Source organism: Halanaerobium saccharolyticum, from assembly GCF_003053565.1.
Classification (GTDB): Bacteria; Bacillota; Halanaerobiia; order Halanaerobiales; family Halanaerobiaceae; genus Halanaerobium; species Halanaerobium saccharolyticum_B.
Map to the genome: position 1 here is coordinate 18,447 of NZ_QAXS01000035.1, position 14,715 is coordinate 33,161.

At 37.6% G+C, this 14,715-nt stretch carries 20 protein-coding genes; all 20 read left to right on the top strand.

Annotated elements, in window-relative coordinates:
- Nucleotides 1-20 precede the first annotated feature (20 nt).
- The 20 genes from C8C76_RS12015 to C8C76_RS12105 all read left to right on the top strand — a co-directional run bounded on the left by C8C76_RS12015 (nt 21) and on the right by C8C76_RS12105 (nt 14,562).
- Nucleotides 21-248, top strand: coding sequence for a DUF3796 domain-containing protein (locus tag C8C76_RS12015; RefSeq protein ID WP_208108979.1), 228 nt, complete (start codon nt 21-23; stop codon nt 246-248).
- Between the two features lie 33 nt (nt 249-281).
- Complete coding sequence (locus C8C76_RS12020) at nt 282-509, top strand: hypothetical protein (protein ID WP_108141973.1); 228 nt, start codon at nt 282-284, stop codon at nt 507-509.
- The gene (locus C8C76_RS12025) at nt 481-804 is read left to right on the top strand and encodes a YbjQ family protein (RefSeq protein ID WP_108141975.1); all 324 of its coding nucleotides are present in this window, start codon (nt 481-483) and stop codon (nt 802-804) included. Before C8C76_RS12020 ends, C8C76_RS12025 begins: the two co-directional genes overlap by 29 nt.
- A 79-nt stretch (nt 805-883) precedes the next feature.
- Entirely contained in the window at nt 884-1,456 is a 573-nt protein-coding gene (locus C8C76_RS12030; protein ID WP_208108978.1) for a GNAT family N-acetyltransferase, read from the top strand.
- 43 nt (nt 1,457-1,499) lie between these two features.
- On the top strand, nt 1,500-1,664 hold the full coding sequence (locus C8C76_RS15195) for a hypothetical protein (protein WP_166637148.1): 165 nt from the start codon (nt 1,500-1,502) through the stop codon (nt 1,662-1,664).
- 182 nt (nt 1,665-1,846) lie between these two features.
- On the top strand, nt 1,847-2,398 hold the full coding sequence (locus C8C76_RS12035; protein ID WP_108141979.1) for an AAA family ATPase: 552 nt from the start codon (nt 1,847-1,849) through the stop codon (nt 2,396-2,398).
- A gap of 27 nt (nt 2,399-2,425) precedes the next feature.
- On the top strand, nt 2,426-3,385 hold the full coding sequence (locus C8C76_RS12040; RefSeq protein WP_108141982.1) for a D-2-hydroxyacid dehydrogenase: 960 nt from the start codon (nt 2,426-2,428) through the stop codon (nt 3,383-3,385).
- 286 nt (nt 3,386-3,671) lie between these two features.
- On the top strand, nt 3,672-4,457 hold the full coding sequence (gene fdhD, locus C8C76_RS12045; RefSeq protein WP_108141984.1) for a formate dehydrogenase accessory sulfurtransferase FdhD: 786 nt from the start codon (nt 3,672-3,674) through the stop codon (nt 4,455-4,457).
- Nucleotides 4,458-4,487: 30 nt separating this feature from the next.
- On the top strand, nt 4,488-4,886 hold the full coding sequence (locus tag C8C76_RS12050) for a cobalamin B12-binding domain-containing protein (protein WP_108141986.1): 399 nt from the start codon (nt 4,488-4,490) through the stop codon (nt 4,884-4,886).
- Entirely contained in the window at nt 4,887-5,936 is a 1,050-nt protein-coding gene (gene meaB, locus C8C76_RS12055) for a methylmalonyl Co-A mutase-associated GTPase MeaB (protein ID WP_108141988.1), read from the top strand.
- 61 nt (nt 5,937-5,997) lie between these two features.
- On the top strand, nt 5,998-6,417 hold the full coding sequence (gene mce / locus C8C76_RS12060; RefSeq protein ID WP_108141990.1) for a methylmalonyl-CoA epimerase: 420 nt from the start codon (nt 5,998-6,000) through the stop codon (nt 6,415-6,417).
- Complete coding sequence (locus C8C76_RS12065; protein ID WP_108141992.1) at nt 6,417-7,967, top strand: acyl-CoA carboxylase subunit beta; 1,551 nt, start codon at nt 6,417-6,419, stop codon at nt 7,965-7,967. The genes mce and C8C76_RS12065 overlap by 1 nt, the downstream gene beginning before the upstream one ends.
- A 15-nt stretch (nt 7,968-7,982) precedes the next feature.
- Nucleotides 7,983-8,303, top strand: coding sequence for an OadG family protein (locus C8C76_RS12070; RefSeq protein ID WP_108141994.1), 321 nt, complete (start codon nt 7,983-7,985; stop codon nt 8,301-8,303).
- A gap of 14 nt (nt 8,304-8,317) precedes the next feature.
- Entirely contained in the window at nt 8,318-8,740 is a 423-nt protein-coding gene (locus tag C8C76_RS12075) for a biotin/lipoyl-containing protein (protein ID WP_108141996.1), read from the top strand.
- An 11-nt stretch (nt 8,741-8,751) separates the two neighbouring features.
- Nucleotides 8,752-9,882 carry a sodium ion-translocating decarboxylase subunit beta gene (locus C8C76_RS12080; RefSeq protein ID WP_108141998.1) on the top strand — a complete coding sequence of 377 codons (1,131 nt, stop codon included), beginning with the start codon at nt 8,752-8,754 and terminating at the stop codon, nt 9,880-9,882.
- 216 nt (nt 9,883-10,098) lie between these two features.
- Nucleotides 10,099-10,305, top strand: coding sequence for a 4Fe-4S binding protein (locus C8C76_RS12085; protein ID WP_108142000.1), 207 nt, complete (start codon nt 10,099-10,101; stop codon nt 10,303-10,305).
- Nucleotides 10,295-11,455, top strand: coding sequence for a 2-oxoacid:acceptor oxidoreductase subunit alpha (locus C8C76_RS12090; protein ID WP_108142002.1), 1,161 nt, complete (start codon nt 10,295-10,297; stop codon nt 11,453-11,455). The genes C8C76_RS12085 and C8C76_RS12090 overlap by 11 nt, the downstream gene beginning before the upstream one ends.
- The gene (locus tag C8C76_RS12095; RefSeq protein ID WP_108142004.1) at nt 11,455-12,279 is read left to right on the top strand and encodes a 2-oxoacid:ferredoxin oxidoreductase subunit beta; all 825 of its coding nucleotides are present in this window, start codon (nt 11,455-11,457) and stop codon (nt 12,277-12,279) included. Before C8C76_RS12090 ends, C8C76_RS12095 begins: the two co-directional genes overlap by 1 nt.
- The gene (locus tag C8C76_RS12100; protein WP_108142006.1) at nt 12,279-12,851 is read left to right on the top strand and encodes a 2-oxoacid:acceptor oxidoreductase family protein; all 573 of its coding nucleotides are present in this window, start codon (nt 12,279-12,281) and stop codon (nt 12,849-12,851) included. The genes C8C76_RS12095 and C8C76_RS12100 overlap by 1 nt, the downstream gene beginning before the upstream one ends.
- Nucleotides 12,838-14,562 (top strand): acyl-CoA mutase large subunit family protein, encoded by a 1,725-nt coding sequence (locus C8C76_RS12105; RefSeq protein ID WP_108142008.1) that lies wholly within the window; start codon nt 12,838-12,840, stop codon nt 14,560-14,562. The genes C8C76_RS12100 and C8C76_RS12105 overlap by 14 nt, the downstream gene beginning before the upstream one ends.
- Nucleotides 14,563-14,715: the final 153 nt, after the last annotated feature.

Genomic DNA, 14,715 nt, shown 5'->3' on the forward strand with positions numbered 1-14,715 from the left:
AGCTTAAAGGGGTGAAAAAAATGGAAGAAGAAAAAATGGACTGGCGCTTTGGCTTTCTTGGTTTTTTGGGCTTTATGGGATTTCAGGCCTTTTCTTTTGATCAGCCAATCTGGTTTTTATATTTCAGTTTTTTTAGTTTCTTTTCTGCTTTTAGGTACAAATATCCAAAGTTAAAGTATCTTGGTTTACTGGGCTTATCGGGTATTATTCTTTATTTGCTTGCGATTCTTGATGTAATAAAGGTTTAGTTATCAACACTTATATTTTTAAGGGTGATGGGAATGTTGAAAAAAATTGGAGTATTGCTTTTATTAATCAGCCTTATTTTTTTGGTTGGAAGTGGTCTCTATCATTTAATGATTGCGATTATTAATGATCCGGGTTTACCACTTCTAATCAGATTTGCACTGGGTGGTTTACTTATCGGTTTGCTTGTACTTTTAATTGCTTTAATTAAAGAAAGATGGGAGGATAAAAAAAATGAAAAATTTGACCATCGTGAATACTGAAGAGGTTGCTGGGAGAGAAATTTCCGAACAGTTAGGTCTGGTAAGGGGAAATACAATTAGAGCCAGACATATTGGTAGTGATATTATGGCTGGTTTAAGAAATATAGTCGGGGGAGAAGTAAAAGAGTATACTCAGATGATCAGTGAAGCCAGGGAAGAGGCTTTAAAGAGAATGATCGAAGAAGCTGAAAGTTTAAATGCAGATGCAGTAGTTAATATCCGTTTTACCACCTCTCAGGTAATGGGAGGAGCAGCAGAAATTTTAGCTTATGGTACGGCTGTGAAGTTGAAATAAATTTAAAAATAGAATTTCACGGTTTTGAATTATGGAATTTTTTTCTAAGTACCCGGTACTAAAGGGGAGGAATATTTTAGTGGCTTATTTTAAAAAAATTGAGGGAGAAAGAGTTTATTTATCACCAATTAATATTGAGGATGCAGCTAAATATACTGAGTGGTTAAATGATTTAGAAATTACAGTTAACCTTTCAATGCCCCATAACACTTATACTTTAGAACAGGAAAAAGAAGCGCTAAAGAATTTAAGTGCTGAGGGTTATAATTTTGCAATTATAAATCAGAAAGATGATCAGCTGCTTGGAAACTGCGGCCTGATGAATGTAGATTTGATTAATCGGATTGGGGAAGTGGGTATTTTTATCGGTAATAAAGATTTCTGGAATCAGGGTTATGGTACTGAAGCAATGGAGCTTTTGTTGGATTATGCATTTCACCTTTTGAATTTGAACAATATTGAGCTCAAAGCCTATGCTTTTAATAAAAGAGCAATTAAATGTTATCAAAAATGTGGGTTTAAATTAATTGGGCGCAGAAGAGAAGCCCATATTATTGCTGGAGAAAAATATGATGAGATATATATGGATATTTTAGCAGCAGAATTCGAAGGGAAAATCCCAGCTTTAGTTAAAGAGCGGATTAATAAGTAGAAAATATATTAGAATAACACAATAGAACACTAGAAAGGAAGCTATGAAGAAATTACTTGTTTTTTTGCATTTTTTTGTTGGAATAGGTGCCCTATTTGGAGGGGGAGGGGCAATTCTTAATCCTCTGCATATAATTTACTTTACAATTGGTGGCAGCGAAATGATTATTTCACTCAGGTTAATAATGAATGAAAGAAGACTCTATTAATGAAAGTGAGCAGATTTCTGCTCACTTTTTTGCAGGGATATAATTAATTTCACCGAATAGTTAATTTAAGTAGCTTAAATTATTTTATTTATAAATTTTGTTTCTATCGATAAGAGAGATTATTTTTTTACTTATTCACAATTTATTAAAACCATTAATTATGAACTTTAAGGAGCAGCGAGATGATAAAACATATACATATTCTGGGACCATCCGGTTCTGGAACTACTACAGTAGCTAAAGTATTGAGCAAAAAACTTAATTTAGCTCATTTTGATGCCGATAATTATTTCTGGAAGCCAACTGATCCACCCTATCAGCATCTGCGGTCAATTGAAGAGCGCCGGCGGCTGCTAAAAGAAGATCTTAAAAATGAGTCCCGCTGGATAATCAGTGGTTCGTTTTGCGGCTGGGGAGATATTTTTATGGATGATTTTGATCTAGTAATTTATCTCTGGACTCCGATCAATGTTAGGTTAAGAAGACTAAAAAGTAGAGAACAGCAGCGTTTCGGCAGTGCTGTGCTTCCCGGTGGTAAAATGTTTGAGCGGCACCAGAAGTTTTTAGATTCTGCCGCCAGATATGACTATGATCAAACGGAATTCAGAAATAAGAGAACTCACGAAGAGTGGATGCAGAAATTAGACTGCCCTATTATAAAAATTGAAGGGGAAAAAACAGTTAAAGAGATTGTTTCGATAATAGAAGAAAAAATTGAAAAACTGGAAAGTTGAGTAAAAAAATGACAGGAGGAGACTAAATTGAGCAAAATATTAGTGATCAGAAATGAAATTTTTGATCTGCCTGAAGCAGCAGAAGCAGAAATAAAGAAAATCAATCCAGAAGTGGAGTTAAATTTAATTGATTCCAACAGTGACTATTTACCTTTACTAAAAGAAGCAGAAATAGTATTTGGCTGGCCCAAAACTGAGCTGCTTAAGAAAGCAGAAAATTTAAAGTGGCTGCATCTTCCCAGTGCTGGTGTTGACCGCTATGCAAATAAAGAACTTTATCAGAACAGGGATCTAATGCTGACAAACTCGAGTGGAGTTTATGGTAAACCAATTGCTGAACATGTTTTTTCCATGATTATGGCCCACAACCGCAATTTGATTGATTATGCCTATGATAAAAAAGAAAAGAAGTGGCAGCGCAAAAACGATATTAAAGATTTCTTTAACTCAACAGTTGGGATTTTAGGCCTGGGAGATATTGGCAGCACAATTGCTAAAAGGGCAAAAGCCTGGGGCGCAGAAGTTTTAGCTTTAAAAAGAACAATGATTGAGTTCCCGAACTATGTTGATCAAATTTATTTAAATGATGATTTGGATAAGTTGTTAAAAGAATCTGATTATCTTATCCTTACCCTGCCTGGGACCCCGGAAACAGAAGGGATAATAGGTAGAAAAGAATTAAAAATGATGAAGGATACAGCTTTTATAGTCAATATTGGGCGTGGTTCGCTGATTAAACAGGATGAGCTGCTTGAAGCTCTCAAAAATAACTGGATTGCAGGGGCAGGACTTGATGTAACAGATCCAGAACCTCTGCCTGAAGATAGTGAACTCTGGGAGCTGGATAATTTGATTTTAACACCACATACTTCTGGTTTTTCACCAACCAATGATCAGCGCCGTTTTGAAATATTTAAAGATAATCTGCAGAGTTATCTTCAAAATCAGAAACTAAATAATTTGGTTGATTTTGAGCTTAAATACTAATCAGACTTGACACAAAAAATGTCCGGAACTTAAAAAGTTCTTCGGGCATTTTTTTGATAGTACTCTGGATTTCTGCTTTAAACTTTTTCATTATTCTTTGAATTTGAATTTGATTTTAAGATAATAATTTTATTGAAATAATTGGGAGCGATTTCGGCTAAAATTTATTCAAAAAAATAAAGGTTAATAGTAATTGTTAGCGAAGTATAAAAATATAATCTTATTGCTTATAAAAGGCTTGGTTGATATTCAAATATAATTTAAAATTTGTAAAAGGGAGAAAAAAATGGAGAGAGAAATCATAGCAAATGAAAATATCAGAAAATTTAAAATTAACAAATTTATTGATCAGGAAGATTTAATAATCAAAGAAACTCCGCTGACGCTTTTTATCAATGGGTATCAGTTTTTAACGCTAATGGTGCTTAAAGAAAATCTAGAAGATCTAATCACTGGTTTTCTGGCTGCAGAAGGAATTATTGAAACAAAAAATGAGCTTAGAAAAATTGAATTTAAACATGATAAAACTGTGGCTTTAATTGAAATTTCTGGAGATTTTTCTCCCGGTGATTATAAAAAACGAACTCTGACCTCCGGCTGTGGAGCTGCTTCAACTTTTATTAATCTTAAAGATTGTGCAGCTGCAGAAACAATTCACTCTAAAATAAAGATTAAAGCAGAAAAAATAGCTGCTCTAATGATAGAACTGCAGCAGAACTCAAATTATTTTCAAAAGACAGGTGGAACTCATACAGCTGCTTTAGCTGAAGCTGATCAGATAATTTATCAGCTTGAAGACATCGGACGTCATAATGCTCTGGACAAGGTTATTGGAAAAGCAATCAATGATAATCTGAATCTGAAAGACAAAATTCTACTTACAAGCGGTCGGATTTCTTCAGAAATGATTGTTAAGGCTCTCAAACAGGGAATTCCATTTTTAGTTTCCCGCTCGGCCCCGACAGCTGCAGCGGTTAAAATTGCTAGAGATAGAAATATGACTTTAGTCGGTTTCTGCAGGGGGAAGCGTTTTAATATTTACAGTGGTGAAGAAAAAATAAAACTGGAATAAAATATTAATTTTAAAAAGGGGAGGGTGTTCTTGAAGAGAAATAAAAGGATTTTAATTGCTAAGTTGGGACTGGATGGTCATGACCGCGGAGCTAAAGTGGTGGCCCGGGGCTTAAAAGAGGCAGGAATGGAAGTGATTTATACCGGGCTCAGAAATACAGCTCAGGATGTAGTTAGAACGGCAGTTCAGGAAGATGTGGATTTAATTGGAGTTAGTATACTTTCAGGTGCTCATAAGACACTGATAAAAAAACTTTTTAAACTGCTGGAAGACGAAGAAATTGCTGAAACTCCTGTTCTAGTAGGTGGAATAATTCCGAAAGATGATTACAGCTATTTATATAACTTAGGAGTTAATAAAATTTTTGGCAGTGGAACTTCTTTAGAAGAGATACTAAACTATATTCGGGATTTGAAATCAGAAAGATAGGTGATCAGGGTACTGGTTTTTTATCAGGAGGTGAGAAAACTGGTTGTTAAAGAATCTAAATTGTTTAATCAGGAGCTTGAACAATTTGTAAGTTCAATTAGAGCAGGTAGAGAACGAGAAATAGCCAGGGCGATAACTTTGCTTGAAGATCAGGACCCGCTGAGCAGCAAAATTATGCAGCTGCTTTATCAAAATTATTCTAAGGGCTATCTGATTGGAATTACAGGGCCAGCAGGGTCAGGTAAGAGTTCTCTTTTAAATCTATTAGTTAAAGAATATCTTAAAAAAACTGAAGAAAAAATTGCAGTAATTGCAGTTGATCCCACGGCTCAGCAGAGTGGAGGAGCTTTTTTGGGTGATCGTATTAGAATGAAAGAGTTATATGCAAATAAGCAGATTTTTATTCGAAGTATGGCAAGTAGAGAAAGTCTTGGCGGAGTTAATGCTGCAGTTTATGATACAGCAGTAATTCTGGCAGCTGCCGGTTATCAAAAGGTGATTATTGAAACTGTCGGGGTTGGGCAGACAGAAATTGATATTGTTAGTCTGACAGATACGACTATTGTAGTTACGGTCCCGGAAACTGGAGATGAAATCCAGATATATAAATCTCAACTTATAGAAATAGGAGATATTTTTATTTTAAATAAATCTGACCTACCTCAGGCAGCGAAAATGGAGCTTTTACTCAAATCATTATTTGCCCTTGAAAAATCTGACAGCTTATTTCAAAAAAGATCTGCTGCTTTAGAATGGGAAAAGCCGCTGCTTAAAACTTCTGCTCTAAATAATCAGGGAATAGCTGCTGTAGTCGAAGCCATAAATGAACATTTTAATTATTTACAGAAAAATAATATTCTGGCAGAAAATAAAAACAAGCAGCTTAAAAAACATCTTTTAAATTTACTGCTGTCCAGGGTTACCCAAAAATTTTCAAAAAAATTTAAAGAAGAGGCTAAATTAGAGGACTATCTGGCAAAAATATTAGTCGGAGAAGCAGCACCATTTCAACTGATTGAAGAGTTTGTTGATAATAATTTAACAAACTGAGTTGACTTGTGGTCAGTTTTTTGCTATCCTTAATGGTGTCGATTAACTAAAGGAGGGGGAAATGAATCTCAAAAATATAGAACATATAGGTATTGCCGTTGATAATCTGGAAGAGGCTCTGAGTTTTTATCAGGACATTTTGGGCTTGGAATTACTTAAAAGAGAAATTGTTGAATCACAGGCAGTTAAAATTGCATTTTTAAAAGTTGGAGAGACAAAGATTGAGCTGCTTGAAGCCTTAAATAAAGAGAGTGCTATTGCCAGATTTATCGAAAAAAACGGTGAGGGGATTCACCATTTCGCAATTTTAGTCGACAGCATTGAAGATAAGATAAAAGCGATGCAGGCTCAAGGAGCCAGATTAATAGGTGATAAGGCAACTGCTGGTGCAGACAATATGAAAATTATTTTTGTTCATCCACAAAGTACTAATGGAGTCTTATTAGAGTTATGTGAACCACTTGCTAAGGAGGAAAAATAATGTCAGTAGAAGATAAGGAAAAGTTGTTAGAAGATAAAAAAGAGACGATTCGTCAGGGTGGCGGCCAGGCAAGAATCGAAAAACAGCACAAAAAAAATAAAAAAACCGCCAGAGAGAGAATTGAATATCTGCTTGATGACGGCTCATTTAATGAATTAAATATGTTTGTAGAAAACCGCAGTATTTCACTGGGGATGGACGAAAAAGAAGTTCCAGGCGAGGGTGTTGTGGTTGGTTATGGTACTATTGAAGGCCGTTTGGTTTATGTTTACGCTCAGGACTTCACAGTAATGGGAGGTTCAGTTGGAGAAGCCCATGCGCAGAAGATTTCTGAGGTAATGGATTTGGCTGTTAAAAATGGTGCCCCGATTATTGGGCTTAATGATTCCGGTGGAGCCCGTATCAATGAGGGTATAGATTCTTTAAACGGATATGGAGAAATTTTCTACCGCAATACCAAGGCTTCAGGTGTGGTGCCCCAGATTACAGCAATCTTAGGTCCCTGTGCTGGTGGAGCAGTTTATTCTCCGGCAATTACAGATTTTATTTTTATGGTTGACCAGACTTCTAAAATGTTTATTACCGGTCCCAGTGTAATTAAATCTGTAACTGGAGAAGAAGTTTCAGCTGAAGAGCTGGGAGGAGCAATGACTCATAATCAGGTTAGTGGAGTTGCTCACTTTATGGAAGACAACGAAGAGGCCGCTCTGGATAATATCAGAAGATTATTAGCTTACATACCTGATAATTATAAAGAAGAGCCTGAAAAATTGGATATTCAGGATGAAGCAGGACGCAGTACCGAAGAACTTAAAGAGATTGTTAAAGAAAATCCGCAAAAAGCTTATGATGTGAGAGATGTAATTGATATTCTGGCAGATAAAGATAGTTTTATGGAGGTTCAGCCATATTTTGCTCAAAATGCAGTAATTGGTTTTGCCAGGTTAAATGGGCGCAGTGTTGGTATTGTAGCCAATCAACCTCAGCATCTGGCAGGGTGTCTAAATATTGATGCCTCAACCAAAATTGCACGTTTTATCCGCTTTTTAGACAGCTTCAATATTCCAATTGTTTCACTGGTTGATGTTCCAGGTTATATGCCGGGTACTGAACAGGAATATGGAGGAGTAATCCGTCATGGTGCAAAGGTATTATATGCATATTCGGAAGCCACTGTACCAAAGATTACTCTAATTATGCGGAAAGCATATGGTGGAGCTTATATTGCAATGGGCAGTCGTTCTGTAAGAGCTGATCTTGTTTATGCCTGGCCGATAGCAGAAATTGCAGTTATGGGTCCAGAAGGTGCTGCTAATGTAATTTATCGCAAGGAAATTGCTAAAGCAGATGATCCCGATCAGCTGCGTCAGGATAAAATTGATGAATATAAAGATAATTTTGCCAACCCTTATATTGCAGCCAAAAGGGGAATGGTTAATGATGTGATAAAAATGGAAGAGACACGGGCTAAACTGATTAATGGTTTAGAGATGATGATCAATAAAAGAGAAGATGGACAGGATAAAAAGCACGGAAATATTCCTTTATAATAAGTGGGTGAGAATATGAATAATTATGTTCTTGGTCTGGAATTATTAATAATTGGAATGGGAACAGTGTTCCTTTCCCTCTATTTACTTTCAGTTTTTCTCTATTTTAGTGGAAAACTTTTCGGACCAGAAAATAAGAAGAAAAAGCAAACAGAAGTTAAAACAGAAAAGGTTGAAATCGCAGAAAAAAATCGAGAAACTGAAGCAGAAATGCAGACGGGTGTTTCTGCCAAAAAAGTCGCAGCAGTTTCTGCAGCAGTTTATGAGCTGTTAAATGATCAAAAAAAGTACAGGATAATTTCTATTCAAAAAAGTAATCAAAACTGGAAAAGATAGGAGCTGAATATAGAATGAAAAAATTTAGAGTTGAGGTAGATGGTGAAGAATTTATTGTAAATGTTGAGGAAATTGGAAGCGAGGATTCTGCTGGAACTACAGTTAGTACTAACACTAATGCTGGCAGCAGTCAAAGAACAAAGACAAAAAGAACTGTTAAAAAAGCTGCTCCTAAACCTAAAAAAGAGCCGCAGCAAGAAATGTCTGCCCCAGCTGAAGCTGGTGAGGGTGATGTTGTAGCTCCAATGCCTGGTAGTATTTTAGAAATTAATGTTAAAAAAGGTGACAGTGTGAACAAAGGTGATCTATTAGTTGTTCTGGAAGCAATGAAAATGGAAAATGAAATAACTGCTGTTCAGGCTGGAACTGTTAAAGATATTAAAGTTCGAGTTGGAGATAGTGTTGATGCAGAAGACATACTGCTGGTAATTGAGTAGGGGGTTAAATCATGTTAGATAAGATCTCACTATTTGTCCAGTCTACGGGTTATTTAAATCTGGAGCTGGGACAATTTATAATGATCATTGTAGCCTCCATACTTCTTTATCTGGCTGTAGTCAAAGAGTATGAGCCACTACTTTTAGTACCAATTAGTTTTGGTATGCTCTTAGTAAATCTTCCTTTAGGAGGTTTAATGGCAGCTGGGAAAGATGGTCAGGTAGGAGGATTACTTTACTATCTTTATCAGGGAGTTAAACTCGGTATTTATCCCCCGATAATTTTTATGGGAGTTGGAGCCTGGACTGATTTTGGTCCAATGATAGCCCAACCTAAAACTGCACTTTTAGGTGCAGCAGCCCAGTTCGGTATTTTTGCTACAATTTTTGGTGCAATTGCACTCGGCTTCTCACCTGCAGAAGCTGGTGCAGTTGGAATTATTGGAGGTGCTGATGGTCCAACAGCAATTTTTTCTGCCAGTCAGCTGGCACCACATCTGCTTGGCCCAATTGCAGTAGCCGCCTATTCTTATATGGCTTTGGTGCCGATTATTCAGCCGCCAATCATGAAGGCTTTAACTACCAAAGAGGAACGTCAGGTTAAAATGGAGCAGCTAAGACATGTAACTAAAAAGGAAAAGATAATTTTCCCGGTTGCTGTTACCTTACTTGGTGGTCTGCTGGTTCCTTCTGCACTGCCTCTTTTGGGAAGTTTAATGTTTGGTAATTTAATGCGGGAAGTTGGAGTTGTAGATCGTTTACTTAAAACTACTCAGAATGCTCTGATGAATATTGTTACTCTGTTTTTAGGTTTGACAGTTGGAGCAACAGCAAGTGCAGAGGCCTTTTTAAATGCTCAAACTATTGGGATTCTGGTTTTAGGCCTGGTTGCCTTCAGCTTTGGTACAGCAGTAGGAGTCTTATTTGGTAAGCTGATGTACAAGTTCAGTGGAGGTAAGGTTAACCCACTAATTGGAGCAGCAGGAGTGTCTGCAGTACCGATGGCAGCTCGAGTAGTGCAGAAGGTTGGCCAGGAAGAAAATCCATCCAATCACCTCTTGATGCATGCTATGGGGCCAAATTTTGCCGGAGTTATTGGATCTGCAATTGCAGCCGGTACTTTACTGTCAATACTCGGCTAGAATTATTATATTTAAATAACATAAAAAAATTAGGCCAGCAGTGAGAACTGCCGGCTTAATTTAAAACTTAATAAGTCAGAAAATTTAAAAAATAAATTTATTTTTATTTCAAATAAGATTTTTTTGTATTTAAAAAAGCAGCGAGTATCGAGCAGCTGGCTTCATCTCCGCCTGAATCCAGGCAGAAAATTAAAATTATTTATGAGGAGTGAAAATATGGCCAGAGGTGAGAGAATACAAATTGCACATCCAGGCTGGTGTAAGAACTGTGGTATCTGTGTATCAGTCTGCCCGACTGATATTTTAATCACCGGCAAAAAGAGTGTTGAGATTCTTGATTTAGAAAAATGTATTGGCTGTCATAATTGTGAACTGATCTGTCCTGATTTTGTACTAAAGGTGGTGGCAAATGATGAAAACTAAGATATTCAGACCCGAAAAAAGAGCTGTACTTATTCAGGGTGATCAGGCAGTTGTAGAAGGAGCTCTGGCAGCAGGTGTAGAATTTTTTGCTGGTTATCCAATTACTCCAGCCTCTGAAATTGCCGAAGGTTTTGCCAGAGAGCTGCCGAAAATTGGAGGTAAATTTCTGCAGATGGAAGATGAAATTGCGGGGATGGCAGCAGTAGTAGGTGCTTCCCTGGCAGGAAAAAAAGCAATTACAGCCACCAGTGGACCCGGTTTCGCTTTAAAACAGGAAAATTTGGGCTTTGCAACTATGGTTGAAGCACCAGTGGTTGTAGTTAATGTTCAGAGAGTTGGTCCCTCAACTGGACTGCCAACTTCTCCTTCTCAGGGAGATGTAATGCAGGCCCGCTGGGGAAGAAATGGGGATCAGGAAATTATAGCCCTGGCACCTGCCTCGGTAACCGAAAGCTATGAACTAACAATTAAGGCTGTAAACTTAAGTGAGAAATTTAGACAGCCAGTTGTTCTAATGCTTGATGAAGTTATCGGTCATCTCAGAGAAAAAATATATTTAAGTACCAGTGATGAGATTGAAATTATTGATAGAAAAAGACCTGCGGCTGATCAGGATCCAGATCAGTATCTACCCTATCAGCTGACAGATGATCTGATTCCTCCTATGGCGGATTATGGTAGTGGTTTAAAGTATCATACAAGTGGACTCTTTCATGATCAGAGTGGTTTCCCGGACGGAAAAAATGAGACTGCTAAACTAATGCAGGATCGCCTGCATAACAAACTGCATAATAATCTTGATCAAATAATTCTTTATCAAAAAGATATTAGAAAAGATGATCGGGTGGCTGTCTTAAGTTACGGTTCAGCAGCCAGAACAGCGATTAGTGCTGTGAATACAGGACGAAAAGATAACCTTAAAGCAGGCTGGTTTAAGCTGCAGACAATCTGGCCTTTTGCAGAAAAAGAAGTTGCAGAACTTGCGGCTCAGGTTGAAACAATTATTGTCCCCGAATTAAACCAGGGGCAGCTGATCAGAGAGGTTAAAAGAGCAGCTGCCGGTCAGGCTAAAGTTTTAGGTATAAATTCTTATGCAGGAGAATTGATTAAACCAGAAGAAATCAGGGCACTGCTGGAGGAGGTATTATAATGGATTTTGAAAAATACTTAAGGATGGATAAACTGCCCCATATCTGGTGTCCGGGCTGTGGTCACGGGACGATTCTAAATTCATTTATTAGAGCCTTTGCCGAGAGTGACTTTGACCAGGATAAAACGGTGGTTATTTCGGGTATTGGTTGTTCAGGTAGGGCCACCGGTTATCTTAATTTTGATACCCTGCACACAACCCACGGCAGGGCAATTGCCTTTGCCACAGGGGTAAAAATGGCCAACCCAGAATTAAATGTGATTGTAATGACTGGTGATGGTGATGGCTCAGCAATTGGAGGTAATCATTTGATACATGCAGCCCGTCGTAATATTGATCTGACTGTAATCTTATTTAATAATCAAATTTATGGCATGACAGGCGGGCAGTTTTCCCCAATGACTCCTACAGGTGATCTGGCATCCACTGCTCCCTATGGTAATATTGATCAGAACTTTAATCTGGCAGAACTGGTAGCAGGAGCAGGAGGAACTTTTATTGCTCGGGGAGCTACTTTTGACCCCAGGCAGCTGAAAAAATTATATCTTGCTGCTTTAAAACATAAGGGGTTTTCTTTTGTAGAAAGCCTTTCACAGTGCCCGGTTAGTTATGGCCGGCAGAATAAAGCTGGGGATGCAGTTGAAATGTTAAAAAAACAGGAAGAAGATACAATCAACTTTAAAAAGTGGCAGCAGCTTAGTACTGAAGAGAAAAAGCTTAAGTATCCACTTGGAATATTAAAAGAGCTTGATAATCCAGAGAGTGAATATACAGTGCGCTACCAGAAAATAATAGAGCAGGTCAATAATGAGGGGGCTTTATAATGGGAAGATATGAAATCAGATTAAGTGGTGCTGGGGGCCAGGGTATGATTCTGGCAGGAATTATACTGGCAGAGGCTGGAGTTATGGTTGATAATTTAAATATCAGTCAGAGTCAGTCTTATGGGCCTGAATCCAGGGGGGGTGCCAGTAGAGCTGAGGTAGTTTTTGATGAGGATCAGATAGATTTTCCAAAAGTAATTAAACCTGATCTTTTAGTCTGTTTAACCCAGGAGTCCTTTGATCAGTATGGAGCAGACCTTAAAAGCTATGGCGTGATAATTGCTGACAGCGGTATTGACATTTCTGAGGTCAAGCCGGAATTTAAAGATAATATCTACCAGTTAAACATTCTTGATCTTGCTGCCAAGGAAATTGGAAATGAAATTTCAGCTAATATGATTGTTTTAGGGATAATAGCCAGAATTATTCAGACCAGGATTCCAGTGGAATTTATCAAAAAGGCAATTATTGAAAAGGTTCCACCTAAAACTGTAGATTTAAATATAGAGGCTTTTGAATTGGGTTTCGACTTAAAACTCGATAAAAGGAGCTATATTTATGGGAGAATATAATAATCAGCAGCAGGGAGATAGAGAAATTTCGGATGCCGGGGATGCTGAAAATTTAAATCAGGCTGAAGAAAAATGGGAAACTGAGCAATATCAGAAAACGGCGGAGCGTTTTGGCTTAAGAAAAGATAATTTTATTTCGGATGCTGAATCTGAAATTAAACCCCTTTATACACCTCTAGACCTTAAAAATCTTGATTACCAAAAGACGCTCTCATTTCCAGGGGAGTTTCCTTTTACCAGAGGTGTTTATCCGACAATGTATCGGTCTCGACTCTGGACAATGAGGCAGTATTCTGGTTTTGGAACAGCAGTAGAAACTAATAAGCGCTTCAAATATCTTTTAGAACAGGGGCAGACCGGCCTTAGTGTTGCCTTTGATCTGCCTACCCAAATTGGATATGATTCAGATCATCCTCTGGCCGAAGGGGAAGTGGAAGTGGGAAGAGTTGGAGTGGCAATTGACAGTGTAGAGGATATGAAAATTCTTTTTTCTGAGATACATCTTAATAAAGTCAGCACTTCGATGACAATTAACGCTCCAGCTGCAGCTGTTTTAGCGATGTATATTGTAACAGCAGAAGAAAAGGGGATTTCTCCAGATCAGTTGAGCGGAACAGTTCAGAATGATATCTTAAAAGAATATATAGCTCGGGGCACTTATATTTATCCTCCCGAGCCCTCTTTGAGGTTGATTACAGATGTTTTTGATTACTGCTCCCGTAAGATGCCGGCATTTAATACCATCAGCATCAGCGGTTATCATATTCGGGAAGCTGGTTCAACAGCAGTTCAGGAGCTGGCCTTTACCTTAGCTGATGCCATCTGTTATGTAGAAAGAGCCCTAGAGATCGGCCTGGATATTGATGATTTCGCTCCGCGGCTTTCCTTTTTCTTTGCTTCTCAGATGAATTTGATTGAAGAAACTGCAAAATTTAGAGCAGCCCGGCGTCTCTGGGCTGAAATAATGGAAGCAAGATTTGGAGCAGAAAATAAAAAATCAAAGCTGATGCGCTTTCATACCCAGACAGCAGGGACAGCACTCACAGCAAATCAGCCTTTAAACAATATAATCCGAGTTACAATTCAGGCCCTGGCAGCAGTTATGGGAGGGACTCAATCTCTGCACACCAACTCCTATGATGAAGCACTTTCTTTACCTTCAGAAGAGGCGGTTGAGATTGCTTTAAGAACTCAGCAGATAATTGCTGAAGAAAGTGGAATTGCTGATGTTATCGATCCCCTGGGCGGTTCTTATTATTTAGAAGAATTAACCGATTCATTTGTTAAAAAATGTCGTAAATATTTAAAGAAGATTGATCAGCTTGGGGGAATGGTTGAAGCAATTAAAGCAGGATATGTCCAGCGAGAAATTCAGGATAGTGCCTATCAAAAACAAAAAGAAATTGATCAAAAAAAGAAAATAGTTGTTGGAGTCAATAAATATCAAAATAATAATAACAGTACAGAAACAGAGCTGCATCAGCTTGATCCTGCCCTGGAAGAAGCTCAGAAAGAAAAGTTGAAAAAATTAAAAGCCAGCAGAGATCAAAAAGAACTTAAAAAAGCTTTAGCAGAGCTTAAATCTGTTGCGGAAAGTGAAAAAAATATGATGCCAGTGATTATCGAAGCAGTTAAAGCCAGAGCCACCTTAGGTGAAATCAGTGATCAGCTAAGAGAGGTCTTTGGGGAGTATCAAAATAGAAATATTTAATTATTATTTAAACCCTGTCAATTTAAGGCAGGGTTTTTCTTATTTATAAAGAATTAATCCTGAATTATTCATAGCAACCACGAAATATTTTTTTCTTTTATTTAACTCTAAAATTATCTGATTTAAAATTTTAAAAGAGATTTTTGAGTTAAA

What these genes read in the sequence shown, in the direction of transcription:
- C8C76_RS12015 (WP_208108979.1), top strand. Translation starts at nt 21, where the DNA reads ATGGAAGAAGAAAAAATGGACTGGCGCTTTGGCTTTCTTGGTTTTTTG.
- C8C76_RS12020 (WP_108141973.1), top strand. Translation starts at nt 282, where the DNA reads ATGTTGAAAAAAATTGGAGTATTGCTTTTATTAATCAGCCTTATTTTT.
- C8C76_RS12025 (WP_108141975.1), top strand. Translation starts at nt 481, where the DNA reads ATGAAAAATTTGACCATCGTGAATACTGAAGAGGTTGCTGGGAGAGAA.
- C8C76_RS15195 (WP_166637148.1), top strand. Translation starts at nt 1,500, where the DNA reads ATGAAGAAATTACTTGTTTTTTTGCATTTTTTTGTTGGAATAGGTGCC.
- C8C76_RS12035 (WP_108141979.1), top strand. Translation starts at nt 1,847, where the DNA reads ATGATAAAACATATACATATTCTGGGACCATCCGGTTCTGGAACTACT.
- fdhD (WP_108141984.1), top strand. Translation starts at nt 3,672, where the DNA reads ATGGAGAGAGAAATCATAGCAAATGAAAATATCAGAAAATTTAAAATT.
- mce (WP_108141990.1), top strand. Translation starts at nt 5,998, where the DNA reads ATGAATCTCAAAAATATAGAACATATAGGTATTGCCGTTGATAATCTG.
- C8C76_RS12065 (WP_108141992.1), top strand. Translation starts at nt 6,417, where the DNA reads ATGTCAGTAGAAGATAAGGAAAAGTTGTTAGAAGATAAAAAAGAGACG.
- C8C76_RS12070 (WP_108141994.1), top strand. Translation starts at nt 7,983, where the DNA reads ATGAATAATTATGTTCTTGGTCTGGAATTATTAATAATTGGAATGGGA.
- C8C76_RS12075 (WP_108141996.1), top strand. Translation starts at nt 8,318, where the DNA reads ATGAAAAAATTTAGAGTTGAGGTAGATGGTGAAGAATTTATTGTAAAT.
- C8C76_RS12080 (WP_108141998.1), top strand. Translation starts at nt 8,752, where the DNA reads ATGTTAGATAAGATCTCACTATTTGTCCAGTCTACGGGTTATTTAAAT.
- C8C76_RS12085 (WP_108142000.1), top strand. Translation starts at nt 10,099, where the DNA reads ATGGCCAGAGGTGAGAGAATACAAATTGCACATCCAGGCTGGTGTAAG.
- C8C76_RS12090 (WP_108142002.1), top strand. Translation starts at nt 10,295, where the DNA reads ATGAAAACTAAGATATTCAGACCCGAAAAAAGAGCTGTACTTATTCAG.
- C8C76_RS12095 (WP_108142004.1), top strand. Translation starts at nt 11,455, where the DNA reads ATGGATTTTGAAAAATACTTAAGGATGGATAAACTGCCCCATATCTGG.
- C8C76_RS12100 (WP_108142006.1), top strand. Translation starts at nt 12,279, where the DNA reads ATGGGAAGATATGAAATCAGATTAAGTGGTGCTGGGGGCCAGGGTATG.
- C8C76_RS12105 (WP_108142008.1), top strand. Translation starts at nt 12,838, where the DNA reads ATGGGAGAATATAATAATCAGCAGCAGGGAGATAGAGAAATTTCGGAT.